Raw genomic sequence first — 20,481 nt, 5'->3', positions numbered from 1 at the left:
CCAATCTTGAACAGACTACCGGAGCAGTCCCAATTCTTTCGCCCGTGCCACCGCCTGCGTGCGCCGCTCAACCCCCAGCTTGCTGTTGATATGGCTGGCGTGGGTCTTCACCGTATGCAGCGAAATGAACAGTTGATCGCTGATTTGCTGGTTCGAACAGCCTTGGGCAATCAGTTGCAGAACCGCCTGTTCACGCGCACTGAGCTGCTCTGCCCCCGAACACGACTCCAATACCGGGCGAGTGATCAGGACCGGCAGTTGTTCGACGAGACTCTGCGAAACAGCCGTCGGAGCAACCAGTTGCAATTGCCCACGTAGCCAGTCCGGGTGTTCAGCCAGCAACCCCTCGAACGGTTGCAAGGCGCCGCCGGTCGACGCATCCAATGCCTGTGCCAGCACCTTGCGGGCTTCGGGCTCACGCCCACTGACGAGTAACAGGGCCACTTTCTGAGTCAGCGCCATGGCACTGAGCATCTGCCGCCCCGTTTGCTGCCCATGCTCAAGCAGCGTATTCAAGCGGCCTTCGGCCAGCATTGGCTGCCCCTGAATGACGTCCAGCAAGGCTTGTTGCAATTCGATATGCAACGGCAGCTGGGGATGGAATTCGGGCGGTGCTGCCGGGTGCTCGCCGTTATAGGTCTGCCCCAACCGGGAGAGCCAGGCTTCGGCCAGATCGGTGCGGCCCTGGGCCAGCCAGAGCTCGCATTTGACCATGGTAATCATCGCCAGATAGTAAATGGGCGGCACGTCCCAGATGTGCATCAGGCGCTCGGCTTCAGCCAATTCGGCGAAGGCGTTGGCGAACTCGCCGCTGTTACCTTCAAGCCGCGCGATCACGCAATGACCGATCAATACGCTGATATCGCGACAGGCGCGAGCCTCACTCAAACCGGCTTGCAAACGGACTCGCGCAGCTTGTGGTTGCAAGCGCAAGGCCAGCAAGAGCCCCTCGTACAAAGTCAGGCGAGCGCGTATGGCATAAAGTCGTTGCGCGGATAACCCTTGCAGGCGTTGCAGTCCCTGACGAACCTCTTGCAACGAGCGCAGGATTTCCCCGCGTGCCTGCAATACCCGGGCGCGGTCGTAATGGGCCAGCGCTTCAAACAACGGATTGCCGACCCGCTGCGCCAATTCCAGCGACTCACGGTTCAAACTGCGCGCACGCCACAAATCGCCGTCGGCGATGGCCAGGTTGGACAGGGTCGAGAGACACATCAGACGTTGTCCGTAGCGTTTGGCCGGCAGGCTTTGCAACGCTTCAGTGCAATAGAGAAGCGTCTGCTCGCGGTTGCCACGCCCCCGGGCGATGATGCCCCTCAGGGCAAGCCACTGCGCCAGCATCGACTTCTGCGCGGTGGCGGAAGGGGCCGGCAGGAAGCGGCTCAAATGGGCAGCCAGTTCCTCCGCCGCATCCAGTTGACAGGCCATCCCCAGCGCCCAGCTGTAGAGCACGATCAGCCTGGGTGTGCTGATCAGCAAGCTGTCGGGCAAGTCCATTTTCCAGCGCAGCAACATGCCGGCGTTCTGCTCGGCCAGCAGTTGTTCTTCCGAAAGGTTTTGCACCAGGTTCGCCGCAACGTCCAGATGCCCGGCACGCAACGCCTGCTCCACCGCTTCATCGAGCAGCCCCTGGGCATTGAACCAGCGACACGCACGCAAATGCAGGCTGGCGGCCGGCACTATCGTCTGGGCGGTGGGCCGAGTGCGCAGCAGGTCGGAAAACAGATGGTGATAGCGGTACCAGTGGCCGTGTTCATCCAGCGGTACCAGGAATACCTGGTGTGCCTGAAGGAAACGCAGAATTTCGGCACTGTCATGGGCTTCGCGAACCGCATCGCAGAGCTCGCTGCAAAAACGTTCCTGAGGTGCCGTGTCGTAAAGGAATTGCTGCACTTCGGCCGGCAGGCAATCGATGACTTCTTCCAGCAGGTAATCACGGATCAGCCCTTCCCCACCGTGCAGCGACTGCGGCAATGCACCTTCACTGCCTGCCTCGGAAGCCGCCAGTAGCCAGAATCGCAGACCCGCGACCCAGCCTTCACTGCGTTCAATCAGACTTTCCAGCGCCTCGCCCCGCAAGGAACTGCTGTGGCGATCAAGCAATGTGAGCGCTTCATCATGGGTCATTCGAAGGTCTTGTTCATGCAGTTCGAGCAGTTGGCGCGACAACCGCAGACGCGCCAGATGCCAATCCGGGCGCTGTCGACTGGTGACCATGACGAGCAAGCCATCAGGCAAATGATTGAGGAAAAATTGCAGGCAACGATCGAGTACCGGGCCTTGCGCCAGATGATAGTCATCGAGCACCAAGAGCAAAGGCGTACTCGGCGACAGGTAGATCGCCAGCTCGTCCAGCAACCCGTCCAGCCATTCTTCAAAAGCGAACGGTTGATGGCGCTGGCGCATTTTCAGCAGCCCCAGCGCCTGGCTGCCCAGTGTCGGAAAGTAATCCTGGAGCCCTTCGAGCAACCGCTCAAGGAAACGCCCCGGATCGCTGTCTCGAGAGCTCAATCCCAACCACAGACTTTGCCAATGGGCCGGCAGCCCCTGGCAGAACTCCACCGCCAATGAGCTCTTGCCGAACCCGGCAGGTGCGCTGACCAGCAATAGCCTGCCACCGAGGCCGGCACTCAGGCGCTCGCACAGGCGAGGCCGCAGCACATGGCCGTCGGGCAGCGGGGGCCGAAAAAAGCGCCCGTCCAATGCAGCGATGGATACGTTTGCAGGGCCCGGGTGTGGGGACAGATCAGTCATGGCCGGCTCTTGTTTGAATTGCGAATGGCGGCGTTGCAGATGTCCGCAGACTAGCGGTAAACGGATAGCGAATGAAGGTAATTGCTACAAATGGCTACAAAAAGTATCCGAGCAGACGCTGCGGCCAATCCAGATAGCCACACTTGACTCGTAGCAGCTGCCGAGCCTGCGAGGCTGCGTCCGGCTGCGCAGCAGTCGTCAAATAGGTCACCGCGGTGTTTCGGGCAGACCGCGTAATCAGCTTTCACGACTGCTCCGCAGCCGGACGCAGCCTCGCAGGCTCGGCAGCTGCTACCTGGAATTTTATGAACTTCCAAAAAAAACGCCCCGAACCAGTCGGGGCGTTTTTCGAGCAGGCGACCTCTGTTCAGTGCAGGTTAGCGAACCCCGTCCTGACGCAGTGCCGCCGGTGTGAAGTCGCTGGTGGTAGCGGTGAAGCCGAAGTCATAAGCGGACTTCTCTTCGTTCTTCATACCCAGCGCCAGGTAGCGACCCGATTGCAGGTCGTACAGGGCTTCCAGGGCGTACCACGGCACTTGAACGTTGTAGTAATCCTCGGCGTGCGCTTCTGCCACACGCCACAGCTGATTACGACCGTCGTAGTGATCGATCACTGCAGCCTGCCAGGTGTCTTCGTCGATGTAGAAGTCACGTTTGGCGTAGATGTGACGCTGGCCTTCTTTCAAGGTGGCCACCACATGCCAGACCCGACGCAACTCGTAACGTGCCAGGTCCTGGTTGATATGACCGGCCTTGATGATCTCGTCGTACTTGAGGGTAGGCGAATCGAGCTTGTAGCTGTTCGAGGCAATGTACATCTCTTTCTTGCCTTCGAGCTTCCAGTCGTAGCGATCCGGCGCACCGTTGAACATGTCCAGGTTGTCCGAGGTACGCAAGCCATCCGCGGCGGTACCCGGCCCGTCGTAGGACACTTGTGGAGCACGACGCACACGACGCTGACCGGCGTTGTAGACCCACGCTGAACGTGGTTCTTTCACCTGGTCGAGGGTTTCGTGCACCAGCAGCACACCACCGGCCAGACGTGCCGGCGCGATCACTTTCTGCTTGAAGTAGAACAGGATGTTGCCCGGGTTTTTCGGATCGTAGTCCTTCATCTTGTCGCGGAACACGAACTGATCCTGGAAGTACACCAGGCTGTACGAACCGTTCGGCTGCGGTGTGGCCTGGTTTACCAGACGTGTCACGCTGCCACCGCGATAGCGGGTGATGTGGTTCCAGATGACTTCAATGCCGCTCTGGGGGATCGGGAACGGGATCGCGGTTTCGAAGTTTTCCAGGCCGTTGCCGCCGGATACGAGCTTGGTATCGGTGGCGTTTTTCTTGATGGCAGCGAACACGTCCGCCGGCACAGTGGAACCACGATGGGACGGGTAAACCGGAATCTTGTAGGTTTCCGGGTAACGCTTGAACATCGCGTACTGGCCCGGGGCGAGCTTGGCTTTGTACTGCTCAACGTTCTGCGCGGTGATTGTGAACAGTGGTTTTTCATTGGCGTACGGGTTGGACAGGAAACCTTTGCTGTCGACGGTGCCGATGTTTTTCGCCATTGGCTTCCAGGATGGAATTGAACCGTCGGCGTTGCCCGCCATCTCGGCGCCCATCGGGGTCAGGCTCTTGCCCAGTTTGTCGGCTTCGGCCGCAGGGACCGCCGCCATCACACTGGTCGCCAGCAGCGAAAGCCCCAGAACACCAGCTTTGAACAGACTCTTTGTTATTTTCATATGTGTGTTCGTCCTGAAAAAACAGTGCTTAGAAGTTCACGCCGACGCTGAGCGCAACGAAGTCGCGGTCATCTACGGTGGTGTACTTGCCGTCGAAGAAGTTGGTGTAAGCCAGGCTCGCGGTGTAGGTGTTCTGGTATTCAGCATCGACACCCAGGCTCACTGCTTTACGACCTTCCTCGAAGTTGCCGCCAGGGCCTGGCGAGTAACCGTTTACGTCGTGGGACCAGGCCACGTTCGGCTTGAGGTTCACACCGGCGAACACGTCGTTGTAGTCCCAGATCGCACGACCGCGGTAGCCCCACGAAGTCGCCGTGGTGAAGCCGTCGTTATCGCAGTTGCGGCTGCGGTTGTTGGTGGGAGTGCCCGGGCCGGCACCGTTGATGGTGCTGGTGTTGAGCGCCACGCAAGTGTCGATAGCGCCAGTGGCTGGCAATGCACCTGGGCCGTAGACCGGATCACGGCCATAACGGACGTCAGAGGTACTTTCCAGGCCGCCGACATGGGTCACGCCCACTTCGCCGACCAGGGTCAGGCGGCTCGCGCCCATCACTTGGTCAAAGAAGTGCGTCAGGGTGCTCTGGAACTGGGTGATTTCTTTACGGCGATAGCCATGCAGATCAGTACCCGGTGCGGCAGAGAGCAGCGAAGCGTTGCCCAGGACACCGCCCAAAGGACGTACACCGGCAAACAGAATGTCGGTGGAGTTCAACTGCACCGGCGCGTTCGGTCGGTAGCTGACTTCACCGCTCCACGCCGTACCCGTCGACAGGGTGGTGGAGAAACTCAGGCCATAGAGACGAATGTCTTCAGGGTATTCGATGAAGTACTGCGAGTTACCGGCTACCAACAGAGGTGCAAGCGCGGCAAACGGGCCTGGCAACGCTGCGGCAGTGTTGTAGACCGACTGCGGTGCACCGGTGGCGCTGAAGATCGGTGCACGGCTGTGGTAGTTCATGAAGTAGGCACCGAACTCGGTGTCCAGCGGGTCGAACATGTACTTGAAGGACGCGCCCCACTGGCCGCCGTCCCGTGCATCACGGTCGCCGCCACGTCGAACCAGCACACCTTCTTCGTTGACGTCGACGCCGTTGGCGGCCAACGGGCCCAGCGCGATGGCTGGAATCGTCGAGCGCTTGTTCAGCACGCGCAGATTGTTGTCGCAACCGTCGGCAACGATGTCTGGCTGAGAGAAGAACGTGCCGCAGTTATCGACGACGGTCTGGTCCCATTCCAGCTGGTAGAACGCTTCAGCCGACAGGTTGTCGGTCAGGCTCTGGGACACGTAGAACATGTTGACCGGAATCAGGCCTTCCTTGATTTCGGCACCCGGACGACGGAACGCGGACACGTCGATAGGGTTGATCGAGTTGATGCCACCGCCGATGAAAGTACTTTCACCCCAGCTCACCACCTGCTTGCCCAGACGCACGGAACCCGGCTGATCGGCAACGGCGTAGTTGTGGTAAACGAAGGCGTCGAGGATTTGCCCGCCGGAGGATTTGGCGCCTTCCTTGCGGCCGTTGTCGCTGATGTTCTTGAATTCCAGGTCTTCGTCTTTCAGAACGAAGTCGTACCAATATTTGCCACGTACAAAGACGCCGGTGTCGCCGTATTTCAGTTCAAGGTCATGGATACCTTTGAAAATTTTCGAGAACGCCTGCCCACTCTTGAAGTTCAAGTGACCGTCATCGGAGGTCTGGGACAAGCCTTTCCCGCCGTTGTTGACACCGATCAGGTTCTTGTTCGGCGACTGGGTAGACACACTCATACCCAGGGAGAGCGACGAATCGAACTGACCTTCGATTTCACCAACGTTGAAACTGACGCCGAATGCAGGCCCGGCGAGCGAAGAGGCGAGACTGACCGCCAGGGGCAATTTCGCCCGGCGCCAGAACTTGTTTACTGATGTCATCGACGCTACTCCATGTGCATTATTGTTATGGCTGTGAGCACTTCTAAAAACGTTCTGGGTGACGGGGAGCCAAGGCGTCCCGAAGTCACTCCAAAATTGCATCGCCCCCTGTTGTGCGCTTGCTCCGTTCTTAAAAATCCGTGAGCGGACTATAGCCAGCAGGTAGTAGCGCTTGATCCCTCTAAAGTGTGATTTGCACCTACGACCACTCTGGAACAACCCTTTCGCCAGTCCGACACCTGTCGGCCCGGCAAGGATGGCTGAAAATTCGGATTACACAAGCCAAGCGCTTGCTTGGTGGGCCTGGCGTGCCTTTTCGGGCACGCCAGATGACGCTTAAAGCGTCGAGAGGAAGGTGCTGTTGTTGGCCTGCCATTCAGTGATGTCGAGGCGGATGCGCTTCTTGTCGAGCTTGCCGACACTGGTCTTGGGAATTTCAGTAACAAGGGCAATCTGGCTAGGGATCGCCCACTTGCTCAAGTGCCCCAATTCCACAAATGGCTTGAGGTGCTCCTTGAGTTCCCGGGCCCCAATCTCCTGCCCTTCGTGGAGCACCAGCAGCGCAAACGGTCGCTCACCCCATTGCGGATCGGCGATACCCACCACTGCTACTTCACGTACCGCCACGTGGCGACTGATCAAGTCTTCTAGGTCCAGCGACGAGATCCACTCGCCGCCCGTCTTGATCACGTCTTTGATGCGGTCACGGATGTCGATCACGCCCATACCATCCAGCGTCGCCACATCGCCGGTATGCAGCCAGCCCCCGGCCCAGAGTTCAGCGCCCTTCTGCGGTTCGTTGAAATAGCCTTCAGTGAGCCATGGCGCACGCAGCACAAGCTCGCCCTGGGTTTCGCCGTCGGCGGGCAGGAAGTTGCCGTCGGGGTCGACGATCGCCGCTTCCACCAATGGCCCCGGCACGCCGGCCTTGATGCGATAGGCGGTGCGTTCGTCTTCGCTACCGGCCATCAATTCATCGTTGAGGTGCGCGCACGACACCAGCGGCCCGGTTTCCGACATGCCATAAGCGGCCGTCAACTGGATGCCCTTGCCTTTAGCCTTTTCGTACAGCGTGCGGTTAAGCGCACTGCCGCCGATGACGATTTTCCAGCCGCCAAAATCCGTGCCTTGCGCCGCTTTGGCACTGAGGATCATCTGCAAAATGGTCGGTACGCAGTGGGAAAAGGTGACCTTCTCCTTGCGCCACAGCTCCACCAGGTATTCCGGGTCGTAACGGCCGGGATAAACCTGCTTGAGCCCGAGCATTGTCGCCACATAGGGCAAGCCCCAGGCATGAACGTGGAACATCGGGGTGATCGGCATGTACACGTCGCTGGAGCCCAGCAACCGCACGCCGTCGAGGGAGCCCATGATGGTCGACACGCCCATGGTGTGCAGCACCAGTTGCCGGTGGGTGAAATACACACCTTTGGGATTGCCGGTGGTACCGGTGGTGTAGAACGTTGTCGCGACCGAGTGTTCGTCGAAGTCCTGGAAGTCGTATTGCGTACTGGCCGCCGCCAGCAGTTGCTCGTACTCGCCGATCAGGTTGGGCAGGTCGGCGGTTTTTTCCGGGAGGTCGGTCAGCAGCAGGGTTTTCTCGACCGTGGTCAAATGCCCGGCAAGCGCCTGGTACAGCCCCACGAACTCGCTGTTGACCAGCACAAAGCGGTCCTCGGCGTGGTTCATGGTGTAGAGGATTTGCTCCGGCGACAGGCGCACGTTGATCGTGTGGATCACCGCGCCGATCATCGGGATGGCGAACATGCATTCCAGATATCGATGGCTGTCCCAGTCCATCACCGCCACGGTGTCCCCGGCCTTGACGCCGGCCGCCGTCAACACGTTCGCCAGCCGCGCCACCCGCTCAATAAGGGTCGGATAGCTGTAGCGTACCTGGTCGCGGTAGATGATCTCGCGGGTTTTCTCGTAACGAGCGCCGGACATCAGCAGTCGTTTGATCAGCAGCGGATACTGGTAAGCGCCTTCGGCTGGGGGGATAACGCGAGTCTGCAACATATCAATCCCTTTTCTGACTGCACGGTGTTGGCTGAAAGTAAGCACTCTAGTGCCCTTCAACGCCCGTCAAATCAGCCAAAGGAATGATTTGCAGAACCCTGCAAATACTAGCCTTGCGCCAGCATTTGCGGGATACAGAGGATCAGTTGCTATCAATGCATCTCGGTGAAGGCGAGTTTCACGCCGATGGCGATCAGCACTACGCCCATGGTGCGGTCGAACCAGTGGCCCATGCGGGCAAAACCGGCACGCACACGCTGTTGGCTGAACAGCCGCGCCACCAGGCAAAACCACACCGCCGTCGCTGCAGCGAGGTAAACCCCGTAACCGGCTTGTACCGCCAGCGGTGTGTGCGGATTGATCACCACGGTGAACAGCGACAGGAAGAACAGCGTGGCTTTCGGGTTCAGACCGTTGGTCACGAAACCGGAGGTGAAAGCGCCGCGGGCGGTGCGCTCGCCGGCTTCCTTGTGCAGATTGTCAGCCACCGCCTTGGCCGGTTGCGCGCGCAAGGCCTTGTAGCCGATGTACAACAGGTACGCGGCGGCGGCCCATTTCAGCGCATTGAACAGCACAATCGACTGGGACACGATCAAACCGATACCGAGCAGCGAATAGCCGACGTGGAGGAATATCGCCGTCCCGACACCCAGCGCCGTCCAGGTGCCGGCACGCCGGCCATGGGTCACGCTTTCACGCACCACCACGGCAAAGTCCGGGCCGGGGCTGGCCACGGCGAGCAAGTGAATCAGGGCAACGGTCAAGAACTCGGTCCAGTACATAACGGCTCCTTTGGGGTAGATCGGTCGAAATGAAAAGTCCAGGCTGACAACACCACCTGTAGCAGCTGGCGAAGCCTGCGTCCGGCTGAGCAGCAGTCGTGAAATCAGGCACCGCGCTCTTAGAGAAAGTTCGCATGCTCAGGGTTTACGACTGCTGCGCAGCCGGACGCAGGCTTCGCCAGCTGCTACAGGGATGTCGGTGCTTCATCGCATAGCGCGTCAACTTAGCCACTTTGGTGCAATGGGTAACCATTTGTGTCATCTGGTAGGCTCGGCAGATTACGCCTTCAGTTCAATGCACAAAAGGTACAGTTGATGACGAACTCTCGCCGCGCCGTTTTCCTCGACCACCCGTCCCTGGACCTCGGCGACCTCGACCTCAGCCCGCTGCGTGATTGCTTTGACGACTTGCAACTGTTCGCGCAGACCACGCCGGATCAAGTGATCGAACGCCTCAAAGGTGCCACGGTGGCCATCAGCAACAAGATCCTCATCGATGCCGCGACGATCGCCGCCAGCCCCGATTTGAAACTGATCCTGATCACTGCTACCGGCACCAACAACGTCGATCTGGCCGCCGCCCGCGCCCACGGCGTTACCGTTTGCAACTGTCAGGGTTACGGCACACCGTCGGTGGCGCAACACACGATCATGTTGCTGCTCAACCTGGCAACGCGCCTGGCCGACTATCAAAAGGCCGTGGGTGAAGGTCGCTGGCAGCAAGCGAAACAGTTCTGTCTGCTGGACTACCCGATCGTCGAGCTGGAAGGCAAAACCCTGGGCCTGCTCGGCCATGGCGAACTGGGTGGCGCGGTCGCGCGGCTGGCCGAAGCGTTCGGCATGCGCGTGCTGCTGGGGCAAATCCCAGGGCGCCCGGCCCGGCCGGATCGTTTGCCGCTGGAAGAACTGTTGCCGCAGATCGACGCCCTCACCCTGCACTGTCCACTCAACGAACACACCCGACATTTCATCGGCGCCCGAGAACTGGCTTCGATGAAACCCGGTGCCTTCGTGGTCAATACCGCTCGCGGTGGCTTGATCGATGAACAAGCGCTGGCCGATGCCTTGCGCAATGATCATCTGGGCGGCGCGGCCACCGATGTGCTGAGCGTCGAGCCACCAACAGCGGGCAATCCCTTGCTCGCTGCCGACATTCCACGGTTGATCGTCACCCCGCACAACGCCTGGGGCAGTCGCGAGGCACGGCAGCGGATCGTGGGGCAGTTGACCGAAAACGCGCAGGCTTTCTTCAGCGGTACAGCGCTGCGGGTCGTCAGTTGATAAACTGCCGCACTTTTTTTCAAGGAGCAGAGTATGGATCCGCGCAGTGAAGTACTGCTTCGTCAGCCCGAGTTATTCCAGGGTTCGGTGTTGTTGGCCGGTTTGCCCGCCGACGATCTGCTGGGCCGACTGCCCGATGCCCACGGCTGGTGCTGGCACGCCGGCGATCAAGCAGCACTCGATGCGCGTTTCGCCGAGCGCAGCCATTTTGGTGTGAACGCCCCCGAGCGTGAGTTCGAGACTGCGGTGGTGTTTCTGCCCAAGTCCAAGGACCTGACCGATTACATCCTCAACGCCCTCGCCTCACGCCTGGCCGGTCGCGAGTTGTACCTGGTGGGGGAAAAACGCAGCGGCATCGAAGGGGCGGCCAAACAACTGAACCCGTTCGGCAAGCCGCGCAAGCTCGACAGCGCCCGTCATTGCCAACTCTGGCTGGTCACGGTGGCCAATGCGCCAGAAGCCAAATCGCTGGAAAGCCTGGCGCAGACCTACGAGTTGCCGCTGGCTGAAGGGCCATTGAAAGTCATCAGCTTGCCGGGCGTGTTCAGCCACGGCCGACTGGATCGCGGCAGCGCGCTGCTGCTGGAGCATCTGGACAAGTTGCCAAGCGGCCACCTGCTGGACTTCGGTTGCGGCGCCGGCGTACTGGGCGCGGCGGTGAAGCGTCGTTACCCGCACAATCAGGTGACGTTGCTCGACGTCGATGCATTTGCTGCCGCCAGCAGTCGCCTGACCTTGGCCGCCAATGGTCTGGAAGCCGACGTGATCACCGGTGATGGAATTGACGCTGCACCGATGGGTTTGAGTGCGATTTTGAGCAACCCGCCGTTCCATGTCGGGGTCCACACCGATTACTTCGCCACCGAGAACTTGCTGCGAAAAGCGGCCAAACATCTGAAAAACGGTGGCGAACTGCGCCTCGTTGCCAACAGTTTCCTGAAGTATCAACCGCTGATCGAAGAGCACCTCGGGGTGTGCGCGATCAAGGCCGAGGGGCAGGGTTTCAGAATCTACCGGGCCAAACGCGGCTGATAAATAAGTGCTTGCCTAACGGATTTTGCCTAGGCAGAATCCGCTCCGTCCTAGGGGAGTAGTCTCCCACGAGCGCCATGCTCGTCCGGCATACGTCAACATACTTGGTCCTCAGACCATGGCGTATGCGACCCCAGCGTTCGCATCAGACGGATCGCAGGGTTTGACAAGACCTATGACACGAACACCTTACCCGGGGCGGGGAGGCTGTACGTGTCATAGCCGTGTCGACCCGCCCCTTAGGAAAAACCCTGATGATGCTGGATTCATTTCTCGTTCCTACCGCAATCGTTGCCTTGGCCGAAATCGGCGACAAGACGCAACTGCTCGCGCTCATTCTCGCTGCCCGCTTTCGCAAGCCATGGCCAATCATCGCCGGCATCGTCGCCGCTACCCTGGCCAACCACGCAGCCGCCGGTGCGGTAGGTGCCTGGGTCGGCAGTTTCTTCTCGAATGCGACGCTGCACTGGATCCTGGCAGCCTGCTTTACCGCGACCGCCTTGTGGACCCTGGTACCGGACAAGATGGACGACGACGTCAGCACCGCGCGCAAGTTCGGGCCGTTCCTGACCACGCTGATTGCGTTCTTTATTGCGGAAATGGGTGACAAGACCCAGGTCGCTACCGTGATGCTGGCGGCGCAATACCCGGATTTGTGGCTGGTCATTCTCGGCACCACCGTCGGCATGTTGATCGCCAACGTACCGGTGGTACTGGCCGGTAACTTTGCAGCAGACAAACTGCCATTGACCCTGATCCGTCGCTTGGCGGCGTCAGCGTTTCTCATTTTGGCGATTGTTGCGGTGTACAAGGCGATGCAGAGCAGTGGATGGGTTTGATGCGGTAGGCCGATAAACCGAGTAATCGTTTATCGCGAGCAGGCTCGCTCCCACAGGGAAATGCATTTCAACTGTGGGAGCGAGCCTGCTCGCGATGGCGTCAGCAGCCTTAATACATGACTCAGGATTTACGCGAGTTCTCGTACAACGGCATCACCTTGGGAATCGCCGCCTGCAACGCGCTAATGCGACTGGCCGACGCCGGGTGAGTACTCATGAACTCCGGCGGCGAGCCTTCCGAGACCTTGCTCATCTTGTTCCACAATGTGATCGACGCATTGGGGTTGTAACCGGCGCGGGCGGCCAGTTCGAGTCCAATCAGGTCCGCCTCGTTTTCATTGGCACGGCTGTTGGGAAGGGTCATGCCGTAGTTCGCAACGGTATCCGCCAGAACCATGCTGCCCTGACCCAACCCTAACAAGGCACCGGCGCCTTGCTTGGCCATTTCAATACCATAGGCTTTGGACATTGCTTCACGACCATGCTCACGCAGGGCGTGGGCGATTTCATGCCCCATGATCGCGGCGATTTCATCGTCGGTCAGTTGCAGTTTGTCGATCAGTCCGGTGTAAAAGATGATCTTGCCGCCTGGCCCGCAGTTGGCATTGAGCTCATCGCTCTTGATCAAGTTCACTTCCCACTTCCACTGAGCCGCATCCGGACGAAAATTCGGCGCCTGGGCAATCAGCCGGTCGGCAATGGCCTGGACGCGCAGGGCATTCTCACTGGTCTTGTCCAGCACACCTTTGCTGGAGGCTTCACCAACTGTCTTCTGATAGGACTGCGCATACATCTGGTCGACCTCTTGCGCGGGCAACATGGTGAACATGTACTGTTTGCGCTCAACCCCCACGGCGCCACCGCTGGTGGTGTTGACCGACTGGCACCCGGCGAGCAGCAGACTGGCGCCCAGCGTCCCAAAAACCAATAGCTTGTTCATCAAATAAACTCCCTGAAATCATGCCGCGTATCCTGGGCGTGGAAATGTATCGACGCCAGATACATAAAACTAAGACGCAAAATTCCGGCAAAGCTCTCAGCACCGCAGGAAAAAATTCTCAAGTCTGTGCGGGCCTTATCGCGGGCAAGCACAGCCCCCCATTTAACCCGGGGTAAGACACTCCGGCGCATTCAGCTTCGGATCGTTCACCAGATTCGCCAGCACTCGCTCGCGCAACACCGCAGGCTCACTGGCGAGCAAGGCCTGCAAGGTATGCAACGGCGTCTCGGGATCGAGCCACGCCGCCTGCCCCGCTTCATCGAGAATCAACGGCCGGCGCTGACTCGCCGCCGGCTGCGTGATCACTGCCGTGCTCAGCCATACCTGCTCCTGCACCGGGTACGCTTCCCAGATAGCCGCAAAAAACAGTGACGAACCTTCACCCGGTGTCAGCCAGTACGGACGCTTGCGCGTGGTGCCGCGCCATTCATAGAAACCGTTGGCCGGCAGCAGGCAACGTCGCTCACGAAAGGCCTGGCGGAACATCGGCTGCTCGGCGACGGTTTCAGCCCGGGCATGGGCCGGAGTGCGGGACAGATCGGTCAGCCACGGTGGTGTCAGGCCCCAGCGGGCGCGGGCCAGTTCACGCGGGCCATCCACGCCTGCACGCAGCATCAACACCGAATCGTTGGGGGAAATATTCCACTGGGCCTGCTGATCGGCGGGGAAGCCAGGCAGGGCCGCGAAGGCGGGGTTCCAGCGAAACAGGGCATAACGTCCACACATGGGGCAGCACGACTCTTGATCAAACGAACACCAGCCTAACAGACCAGCGTGCCGGGAAAGCTCTCCGGTTCATCGCCGGACAGCGGCAGCGCGGCATTGTACGCGGTGATCAGCGAGCGGGCGTACTCCGCCTGGTCGTTATCCACCTGCAAGCCCAACAGGCCGAAGATCGGCAGTTCGCCAGTGCCGCCGAGCAAATGGCGCCCGACCAGATGCGCCTCGATGCCTTCGCTGGCCAACATGCTTTGCAGCAACTCGCCTTCCATCAGGTTTTCCGGCTCGTAGATTCGCAGCATGGGAGTGCCCCTTTCATTCGTTTTCACTGTGAACTTCGAGCATCCATTCCTGACCGTCGGTCTGCAGGACAAACGTTATCGGCCGACAACACACCGGACAATCTTCGATATAGGTCTGATCGCCACCGGACAGATCCAGCACGGCCTCTGCCTCCTCACCACAATACGGACATTCGTAGCGCTCGGTTTCCAGCATCGCGGTCTCCCGGGTGACTTGTGCGTATAATCGCCGGTCTATTTGCAGGGCTATTTTTGTCTGGCTATTTTTTCAGACCGTACCCTGTCGGTTTTGATCAAAACCTTTACTTACCCTAGCCGTTTCTAACAAGAGAGCATGATGGGCGAATTCGATGCCATCCGACCTTACGACGATAGCGAAGTCCCTGCGGTACTGGACAGGTTGCTGGGCGACAAGGCGTTTCTAGATATCCTCACCCACTTCCGCTTCCCGCGTTTTGCCGGCGCTTTCGGCTGGATGCTTAAACCTCTTATAGCTCATCGGCTGCGCCGCGAGTTCGCCGGCGTTCATTCGGTAGCCACGTTGCAGGATAAGGTCGAGATGTACGTCGACCACACCATCGAACGCGCAACAGACGGCGTCACCTACACCGGCGTCGAGCAGTTCAAGTCGGGCAGCGCCTACCTGTTCATTGCCAACCACCGCGACATCGTGATGGACCCGGCCTTCGTCAACTACGCCGTGTACCACGCGGGCCTGCCAACACCGCGCATCGCGATCGGCGACAACCTGCTGCAAAAGCCCTTTGTCAGCGATTTGATGCGCCTGAACAAGAGCTTCATCGTGCACCGTTCGATCACCGGTCGCCGCGAGAAGATGGCGGCGTATCAACTGCTGTCTGCCTACATCAACCACTCGATCCGCAACGATTGCGCCTCGATCTGGATCGCCCAGGCCGAAGGCCGGGCGAAAGACGGCGACGACCGCACCGAATCGGCGATCCTCAAGATGTTCCACATGAGTCGCAAGGACGAGCCGTTTGGCGAAGTCATTCAGTCGCTGAACCTCACCCCGGTGTCGATCAGCTATGAATACGACCCGTGCGATCAGGCCAAGGCGCGCGAGTTGTACATCCGCGCCACCACTGGCAGCTATAGCAAAGTGCCGGGCGAGGACGATGTGAGCATCGCCAAGGGCATCACCGGTTACAAGGGCCGGGTCCACGTGAACTTCGCCGCGCCGATCACCGAGCTGTTCGAAGACACCAAGCAATTGGCGGTCGAGATGGACAAGCAAATCCTCGGTGGCTACCGCTTGTTCCCGGTGCACTACCTGGCCTACGCCCAATGGACAGACGCCGACCCGCAATTGCAGGTGCCAAAAGCGTCTGAAGTGTTTGCGGCCGACGAGCTGGCCAAGGCACAGGAAGAATGGAACAAGCGTCTGGAGGCCTGCCCCGAGGAACATCGTCCGTTCCTGGTGCTGCAATATGCGACACCGGTGCGCAATCAGTACCGGGTGAAAGCCGGCTTGCCGCTGTAAGGGTTCAGGCTGGAAACGACAACGGCGCCTTTGGGCGCCGTTTTCATTGCTGCCATTTTTGAAATCAGACTTGCGTGCTGATCCACGACACCAGCAACGCCAGCCCGAGACAGGCAAAACCGAAGCGGTAGAAGAAGCGATTCATGCGCAACGTCGCCCAATCAAGGGTCGGCTCTACGCTGGGTTGACCCTGGCGCTGGGCCACCCTGCTGGCGACGGCGCGTTGTTCGCGGCGACGAGTGGCGTGCAGCAGCCAACTGCCCGGAAAAGCCAGCAACAAGGCCAGCAGATTGACCAGCTTGGCGGGATGGGCGGTAAACAGCGTCATCAAATGCAGCGACATCACGGACCTCAAACAAAACAGGTGTAGCAGACGCCGAACCGACGAATGCGGCGCGGATTCTACCGAAAGCCTCACCTATCGCATCCGATTTACGACAAATAGCTCACTATTTTTGGTTGATTCTCGTCTTGGGTCATAACTTCTTCATTCCCACAGTTGTTCGGTGTAGTCCTGAGTAAAAAAGCCCGGGCCATTGCTGGCTCCGGGCTTTTTTACATCCGACGAATATTTACTCGCCGAGAACCTGACCCACTGTCGCATCCTTGAACAGACGCGTCAGCGCATCACTCAACACATCGCTGACCAGCTTGGTGTTGGTTTCCTGGTTCGGTGCCATGCCAAAACGCTGGTCCAGCGATGCGCCGTAACGGCCGCTGTAACGACGATTGGCATTCTGCACATCAGAGCGGAACGTTGCGGAGATGGTCGCTTCTGTCACATACATGCCTTCTTTAGGCGACTGGTACTTCAGCTCGGCCAAGGTCACGGTGAGTTGCGGTGCATTCGGCGCATTGGACGTCGGGGTAAAGCCCAGCAAGCGCACGGCCGCCTCGGCCTGAGCCTGCAACTTCGGCAGAATCTGCGGGCCCTGCACGGTGATCGCGCTGGTTTCCGGGTACAAGCCGCCACGGGTGCCCAGTGTTGGCGACGGACGACCGTCCACCACACGCACCACCACCGGCTGACCATGGCCGACTGGCGCCAGCTGGGTTGTCAGCTTGGGTTCAGGGTTCAGTTGTTGCGGGCTGTGGGCGCAGCCAACGAGGGTCAAACTGGTCACAGTGATCAAACCGAACAACAGACGTTGCAACATGCGTTTCTCTCCAGAATCAGGCACAAACAGGCCCGCAGTATAGCGGTGCGCCACGACGGGTAACTAGCACCCTACAAGCGTTGAAGTAAATTCCTGCACCCCCCTTCAGCCTCCAGCCAATGGGCGAAGGCTGGGTACAAATCGAGGAAATCCGTGTCTACGGGGTAAACCCGCCCCTCCTCTTGGCACACGCGTTAACACGCGCCAGCCACGTGCACGAGTACAACATCTGTTGACCACCTGACCAGATGCCTAATAAAAGTCATTAAACACGTCCATTTCCATGCGTTTCTTAGATACAATCTGCCCCCGATTATAAGGACGTCTCCTGATCGGGCCTCGCAGCATCGTTAATGCCCCCGGCATTGACACCCCGCACCGCCCACAGAGAGCCGCCCACACAGATCGAGTGAAGCTGGCGCGCTTGCTGTTCCTTGAGCAAAAACCCGCTTTTCGCGAATCTGCAGAGCTGTCATTACGCTCGGTCACTGAGCTGTCTGCCCGTTTTGCCGGTCATGTTTCCCATGACGGTAATGCTTGCGGGCACGGTGCCAGGCAGGGACAGCCCTTTTTTGAGGTTCACGTCTTCAAAAGAGCGTGAAAAAAACGGGTTTTCACAACTTCACAAGAGTGTGGCGAGCAAATGAATAGTTTTGCGTCTGAACATGCACCATTAGCGTCTGAAACAGCCCAACGACACAGGACCGAGCACTCCTCGAATACGGGAGCCTGAAGCCTGTCCGCTACGGATTTGGTTGCACAAACGGATGTATCGACCATAAGTCGAATTGCCAGTCGCGCGTTGAAATGAGTTCATAACCCTCATTGACCCGGCCGGCAGCGTCCGTCGAAGTTGCAAAAAATTGCGAAGATTCGGACATGGCAATACTGGCCATGGTAATGGGGCATCACTGACACGCCCCGGAACGCCTGGCAGCCATGCCGTCAATTTGGTGCTGCAGATTTTGGAGACGCGTTAAATGGCGCATAACGAAGCAGTCGACGTAGTACTGGTTGGGGCCGGCATCATGAGTGCCACCCTTGCGGTATTGCTCAAAGAGCTCGACCCCGCGATCAAGCTGGAAGTCGTCGAGCTGATGGATTCCGGTGCCGCGGAGAGTTCCAACCCATGGAACAACGCCGGTACCGGTCACGCCGGGCTGTGTGAGCTCAACTACACGCCACAGGCTGCCGATGGCACCGTCGACATCAAGAAAGCCGTACACATCAACACCCAATTCGAGGTGTCGAAGCAGTTTTGGTCCTACCTGACCAAAAAAGCCACGTTCGGCTCGTGCAAGACGTTCATCAGCCCGGTGCCTCACCTGAGCTTCGTGCAAGGTGACAGTGGCGTTTCCTTCCTCAAGGAACGCTTCAAGTTGCTGAGCAAGCACCACGCCTTCGCGGACATGGAATACACCGAAGACAAGGCCAAAATGGCCGACTGGATGCCGCTGATGATGCCGGGCCGTCCGGCCGACGAAGTCGTCGCGGCGACCCGCGTGATGAATGGCACCGACGTCAACTTCGGCGCCCTGACCAATCAATTGCTCAAGCACCTGACCAGCGCGCCCGACGCGCAAGTCAAGTACTGCAAGCGTGTGACTGGCCTGAAGCGTAACAACGGCGGCTGGACCGTCAGCATCAAGGACGTCAACAGCGGCAACACCCGTGACGTCGACGCGAAATTCGTTTTCCTGGGCGCTGGCGGCGCGGCATTGCCGCTGTTGCAGGCTTCGGGCATCGAAGAAAGCAAAGGCTTCGGCGGCTTCCCGATCAGTGGCCAGTGGCTGCGTTGCGACAACCCGGAAGTGGTCAAACACCACCAGGCCAAGGTGTACAGCCAGGCCGCCGTGGGTTCGCCACCGATGTCCGTGCCGCACCTGGACACTCGTGTCGTCGATGGCAAGAAGTCCCTGTTGTTCGGACCTTACGCCGGCTTCACCACCAAGTTCCTCAAGCACGGCTCCTTCATGGACCTGCCGATGTCGGTTCGCGCCGGCAACATCGGTCCGATGCTGGCCGTGGCGAAAAACAACATGGACCTGACCAAGTACCTGGTCAGCGAAGTGATGCAATCGATGGAACAGCGCCTGGAATCCCTGCGTCGTTTCTATCCTGAAGCGAAAGCCGAAGACTGGCGCCTGGAAGTGGCCGGCCAGCGGGTGCAGATCATCAAGAAAGACCCGAAAAAGGGTGGCGTTCTGCAGTTCGGTACCGAACTGGTCGCGGCCAAGGACGGTTCCCTTGCCGCCCTGCTCGGTGCCTCCCCAGGAGCCTCGGTGACCGTTTCGATCATGCTTGAGCTGATCGAAAAATGCTTCCCGGGCAAGGCTTCCGGAGAGTGGGCTGCCAAATTGGCAGAGATCTTCCCGGCTCGCGAAAAAGTGCTCGAAACCGATGCGGCGCTGTATCGCAAGATCAATGCGCACAACAACATCGCGCTGGAACTGGTTGAAGCCAGTAACGAGACCGAAAGCTACGCTTGATTCGGTCCCATAAAAAACGCCCCGTTCTCATTGAGAGCGGGGCGTTTTTTTATGCCGCGTAAAACATCGCAGCCTCGTTTCACTCGACAGCTCCTACAGGTGTAACCGAACCCTTTGTAGGAGCTGTCGAGCGCAGCGAGGCTGCGAATTTTTGATCTTAACCGCGGGCCTTGGCGATCAGTTCAATGTACTCGGCCGCATTGCGCTGATCCTTGATCAGGGCGACGAAGTCATTGCCCTGTTCATCCTGGCCATTGAGGTCCAGACCTGCCTCGACGAAGAACGTCAGAAATCGCTCGAAGTCATCGATGCGCAGACCACGGTAGGCCTTGATCAACTTGTGCAGCGACGGCGAAGTGGCGTCGACTGGCTCGAAATCGAGGAACAACTTGATCTGCTCGTCGCCGATCTCGTCACCAATCACTTGCTTCTTATCTTTACGCATTGCCGACTCCAGCTCGCAGACATTTCACGGGGCGGGCAGTTTACCCCTCCCTTGCCGCCGGGCTCAACGCACTCGAGTGGCCCCTGTGTGTAAATCAGCCCAGACATGGCCGTTGGCATAGCTGAGGAACTGGCAATACACCGTGTCATTGCGCAGCAAGTCGATCACCACCCGGTACTGCGCCAGCGGGTAAAACAGCGTCAGGGTTTTGCTTTTGTCATCATAGACCGGCTTTTTCAGGCTTTTGCTTTCGCCATCGAAGTGGACCAGCACCTGGTTGATGGTCGCGCCCTTGTTCAAGGATTTGCCCTTGAGGCGGATCAGCATCGGGGACGTGACCGGTATTGGCTGTTGGCTGGACTGGCGCTGGCTACCCACCACCACCGAATACTCGGTGACCTGCAGGAGTTGTTGCTGCTCGGGATCTGCGTCGCGCAGGGTCAGGTCATCGGGAGGCAGAAACTGTGCGTGCATCGGCGCAGGGGCGGCCGCCAGTGGCAGGG

At 59.1% G+C, this 20,481-nt stretch carries 18 protein-coding genes and 1 riboswitch; of the genes, 5 read left to right on the top strand and 13 right to left on the bottom strand.

Annotated features, from left to right (window positions below):
* Positions 1-15: 15 nt before the first annotated feature.
* The 5 genes from PMI22_RS09830 to PMI22_RS09850 all read right to left on the bottom strand — a co-directional run bounded on the left by PMI22_RS09830 (position 16) and on the right by PMI22_RS09850 (position 9,212).
* Positions 16-2,754, bottom strand: a complete 2,739-nt coding sequence (locus tag PMI22_RS09830) for a LuxR C-terminal-related transcriptional regulator (RefSeq protein WP_007947104.1) — start codon at positions 2,752-2,754, stop codon at positions 16-18.
* A 377-nt stretch (positions 2,755-3,131) separates the two neighbouring features.
* A complete protein-coding gene (locus PMI22_RS09835) occupies positions 3,132-4,496 on the bottom strand; it encodes a DUF1329 domain-containing protein (RefSeq protein ID WP_007947103.1) in 1,365 nt (454 codons plus the stop codon).
* Positions 4,497-4,524: 28 nt separating this feature from the next.
* A complete protein-coding gene (locus PMI22_RS09840) occupies positions 4,525-6,411 on the bottom strand; it encodes a DUF1302 domain-containing protein (protein WP_007947102.1) in 1,887 nt (628 codons plus the stop codon).
* Positions 6,412-6,747: 336 nt separating this feature from the next.
* Positions 6,748-8,430, bottom strand: a complete 1,683-nt coding sequence (locus PMI22_RS09845) for a fatty acid--CoA ligase (protein ID WP_007947101.1) — start codon at positions 8,428-8,430, stop codon at positions 6,748-6,750.
* 152 nt (positions 8,431-8,582) lie between these two features.
* Entirely contained in the window at positions 8,583-9,212 is a 630-nt protein-coding gene (locus PMI22_RS09850) for a LysE family translocator (protein ID WP_007947100.1), read from the bottom strand.
* 315 nt (positions 9,213-9,527) lie between these two features.
* Between PMI22_RS09850 and PMI22_RS09855 the strand changes: the two genes are divergently transcribed.
* From PMI22_RS09855 to PMI22_RS09865, 3 genes are all read left to right on the top strand, one after another.
* Positions 9,528-10,493: a 2-hydroxyacid dehydrogenase gene (locus tag PMI22_RS09855; RefSeq protein ID WP_007947099.1), complete on the top strand. Its 966-nt coding sequence runs from the start codon at positions 9,528-9,530 to the stop codon at positions 10,491-10,493.
* Between the two features lie 33 nt (positions 10,494-10,526).
* Positions 10,527-11,525, top strand: coding sequence for a class I SAM-dependent methyltransferase (locus PMI22_RS09860; RefSeq protein WP_007947097.1), 999 nt, complete (start codon positions 10,527-10,529; stop codon positions 11,523-11,525).
* A 40-nt stretch (positions 11,526-11,565) separates the two neighbouring features.
* Positions 11,566-11,667, top strand: a riboswitch (yybP-ykoY riboswitch).
* Positions 11,668-11,782: 115 nt separating this feature from the next.
* The gene (locus tag PMI22_RS09865; protein ID WP_033049437.1) at positions 11,783-12,364 is read left to right on the top strand and encodes a TMEM165/GDT1 family protein; all 582 of its coding nucleotides are present in this window, start codon (positions 11,783-11,785) and stop codon (positions 12,362-12,364) included.
* 121 nt (positions 12,365-12,485) lie between these two features.
* On the opposite strand, the gene PMI22_RS09870 is transcribed toward PMI22_RS09865, so the two are convergent.
* The 4 genes from PMI22_RS09870 to PMI22_RS09885 form a co-directional block, all read right to left on the bottom strand.
* Positions 12,486-13,304 (bottom strand): M48 family metallopeptidase, encoded by an 819-nt coding sequence (locus PMI22_RS09870; protein WP_007947095.1) that lies wholly within the window; start codon positions 13,302-13,304, stop codon positions 12,486-12,488.
* Between the two features lie 162 nt (positions 13,305-13,466).
* On the bottom strand, positions 13,467-14,090 hold the full coding sequence (locus PMI22_RS09875) for an SOS response-associated peptidase (RefSeq protein ID WP_007947093.1): 624 nt from the start codon (positions 14,088-14,090) through the stop codon (positions 13,467-13,469).
* A gap of 35 nt (positions 14,091-14,125) precedes the next feature.
* Positions 14,126-14,386, bottom strand: coding sequence for a putative signal transducing protein (locus PMI22_RS09880; protein ID WP_007947092.1), 261 nt, complete (start codon positions 14,384-14,386; stop codon positions 14,126-14,128).
* 13 nt (positions 14,387-14,399) lie between these two features.
* Positions 14,400-14,582, bottom strand: a complete 183-nt coding sequence (locus PMI22_RS09885) for a CPXCG motif-containing cysteine-rich protein (RefSeq protein ID WP_007947091.1) — start codon at positions 14,580-14,582, stop codon at positions 14,400-14,402.
* Between the two features lie 141 nt (positions 14,583-14,723).
* On the opposite strand from PMI22_RS09885, the gene PMI22_RS09890 reads away from it, so the two are divergent.
* On the top strand, positions 14,724-15,887 hold the full coding sequence (locus tag PMI22_RS09890; protein WP_007947090.1) for a 1-acyl-sn-glycerol-3-phosphate acyltransferase: 1,164 nt from the start codon (positions 14,724-14,726) through the stop codon (positions 15,885-15,887).
* Positions 15,888-15,951: 64 nt separating this feature from the next.
* On the opposite strand, the gene PMI22_RS09895 is transcribed toward PMI22_RS09890, so the two are convergent.
* Positions 15,952-16,230, bottom strand: a complete 279-nt coding sequence (locus tag PMI22_RS09895) for a hypothetical protein (protein ID WP_007947089.1) — start codon at positions 16,228-16,230, stop codon at positions 15,952-15,954.
* A 229-nt stretch (positions 16,231-16,459) separates the two neighbouring features.
* Positions 16,460-17,044: a YajG family lipoprotein gene (locus PMI22_RS09900; RefSeq protein WP_007947087.1), complete on the bottom strand. Its 585-nt coding sequence runs from the start codon at positions 17,042-17,044 to the stop codon at positions 16,460-16,462.
* Between the two features lie 980 nt (positions 17,045-18,024).
* Here PMI22_RS09900 and mqo point away from each other — a divergent pair.
* Positions 18,025-19,533, top strand: coding sequence for a malate dehydrogenase (quinone) (gene mqo, locus PMI22_RS09905; RefSeq protein WP_007947085.1), 1,509 nt, complete (start codon positions 18,025-18,027; stop codon positions 19,531-19,533).
* Between the two features lie 157 nt (positions 19,534-19,690).
* On the opposite strand, the gene PMI22_RS09910 is transcribed toward mqo, so the two are convergent.
* Positions 19,691-19,978 (bottom strand): PA4642 family protein, encoded by a 288-nt coding sequence (locus PMI22_RS09910; protein WP_007947084.1) that lies wholly within the window; start codon positions 19,976-19,978, stop codon positions 19,691-19,693.
* Between the two features lie 63 nt (positions 19,979-20,041).
* Positions 20,042-20,479 carry a hypothetical protein gene (locus PMI22_RS09915; protein ID WP_007947082.1) on the bottom strand — a complete coding sequence of 146 codons (438 nt, stop codon included), beginning with the start codon at positions 20,477-20,479 and terminating at the stop codon, positions 20,042-20,044.
* Positions 20,480-20,481: the final 2 nt, after the last annotated feature.

Origin of the sequence: Pseudomonas sp. GM21, from assembly GCF_000282215.1 — a bacterium.
Taxonomy (GTDB): domain Bacteria; phylum Pseudomonadota; class Gammaproteobacteria; order Pseudomonadales; family Pseudomonadaceae; genus Aquipseudomonas.
Note: the sequence above shows the minus strand (reverse complement) of the source record. Positions and strands in the feature narration are given on the sequence as shown.

Bases quoted from the DNA above. Each gene is read 5' to 3' on its own strand.
- PMI22_RS09830 (WP_007947104.1), bottom strand. From the start codon at position 2,754: ATGACTGATCTGTCCCCACACCCGGGCCCTGCAAACGTATCCATCGCT.
- PMI22_RS09835 (WP_007947103.1), bottom strand. From the start codon at position 4,496: ATGAAAATAACAAAGAGTCTGTTCAAAGCTGGTGTTCTGGGGCTTTCG.
- PMI22_RS09840 (WP_007947102.1), bottom strand. From the start codon at position 6,411: ATGACATCAGTAAACAAGTTCTGGCGCCGGGCGAAATTGCCCCTGGCG.
- PMI22_RS09845 (WP_007947101.1), bottom strand. From the start codon at position 8,430: ATGTTGCAGACTCGCGTTATCCCCCCAGCCGAAGGCGCTTACCAGTAT.
- PMI22_RS09850 (WP_007947100.1), bottom strand. From the start codon at position 9,212: ATGTACTGGACCGAGTTCTTGACCGTTGCCCTGATTCACTTGCTCGCC.
- PMI22_RS09855 (WP_007947099.1), top strand. From the start codon at position 9,528: ATGACGAACTCTCGCCGCGCCGTTTTCCTCGACCACCCGTCCCTGGAC.
- PMI22_RS09860 (WP_007947097.1), top strand. From the start codon at position 10,527: ATGGATCCGCGCAGTGAAGTACTGCTTCGTCAGCCCGAGTTATTCCAG.
- PMI22_RS09865 (WP_033049437.1), top strand. From the start codon at position 11,783: ATGCTGGATTCATTTCTCGTTCCTACCGCAATCGTTGCCTTGGCCGAA.
- PMI22_RS09870 (WP_007947095.1), bottom strand. From the start codon at position 13,304: ATGAACAAGCTATTGGTTTTTGGGACGCTGGGCGCCAGTCTGCTGCTC.
- PMI22_RS09875 (WP_007947093.1), bottom strand. From the start codon at position 14,090: ATGTGTGGACGTTATGCCCTGTTTCGCTGGAACCCCGCCTTCGCGGCC.
- PMI22_RS09880 (WP_007947092.1), bottom strand. From the start codon at position 14,386: ATGCTGCGAATCTACGAGCCGGAAAACCTGATGGAAGGCGAGTTGCTG.
- PMI22_RS09885 (WP_007947091.1), bottom strand. From the start codon at position 14,582: ATGCTGGAAACCGAGCGCTACGAATGTCCGTATTGTGGTGAGGAGGCA.
- PMI22_RS09890 (WP_007947090.1), top strand. From the start codon at position 14,724: ATGGGCGAATTCGATGCCATCCGACCTTACGACGATAGCGAAGTCCCT.
- PMI22_RS09895 (WP_007947089.1), bottom strand. From the start codon at position 16,230: ATGTCGCTGCATTTGATGACGCTGTTTACCGCCCATCCCGCCAAGCTG.
- PMI22_RS09900 (WP_007947087.1), bottom strand. From the start codon at position 17,044: ATGTTGCAACGTCTGTTGTTCGGTTTGATCACTGTGACCAGTTTGACC.
- mqo (WP_007947085.1), top strand. From the start codon at position 18,025: ATGGCGCATAACGAAGCAGTCGACGTAGTACTGGTTGGGGCCGGCATC.
- PMI22_RS09910 (WP_007947084.1), bottom strand. From the start codon at position 19,978: ATGCGTAAAGATAAGAAGCAAGTGATTGGTGACGAGATCGGCGACGAG.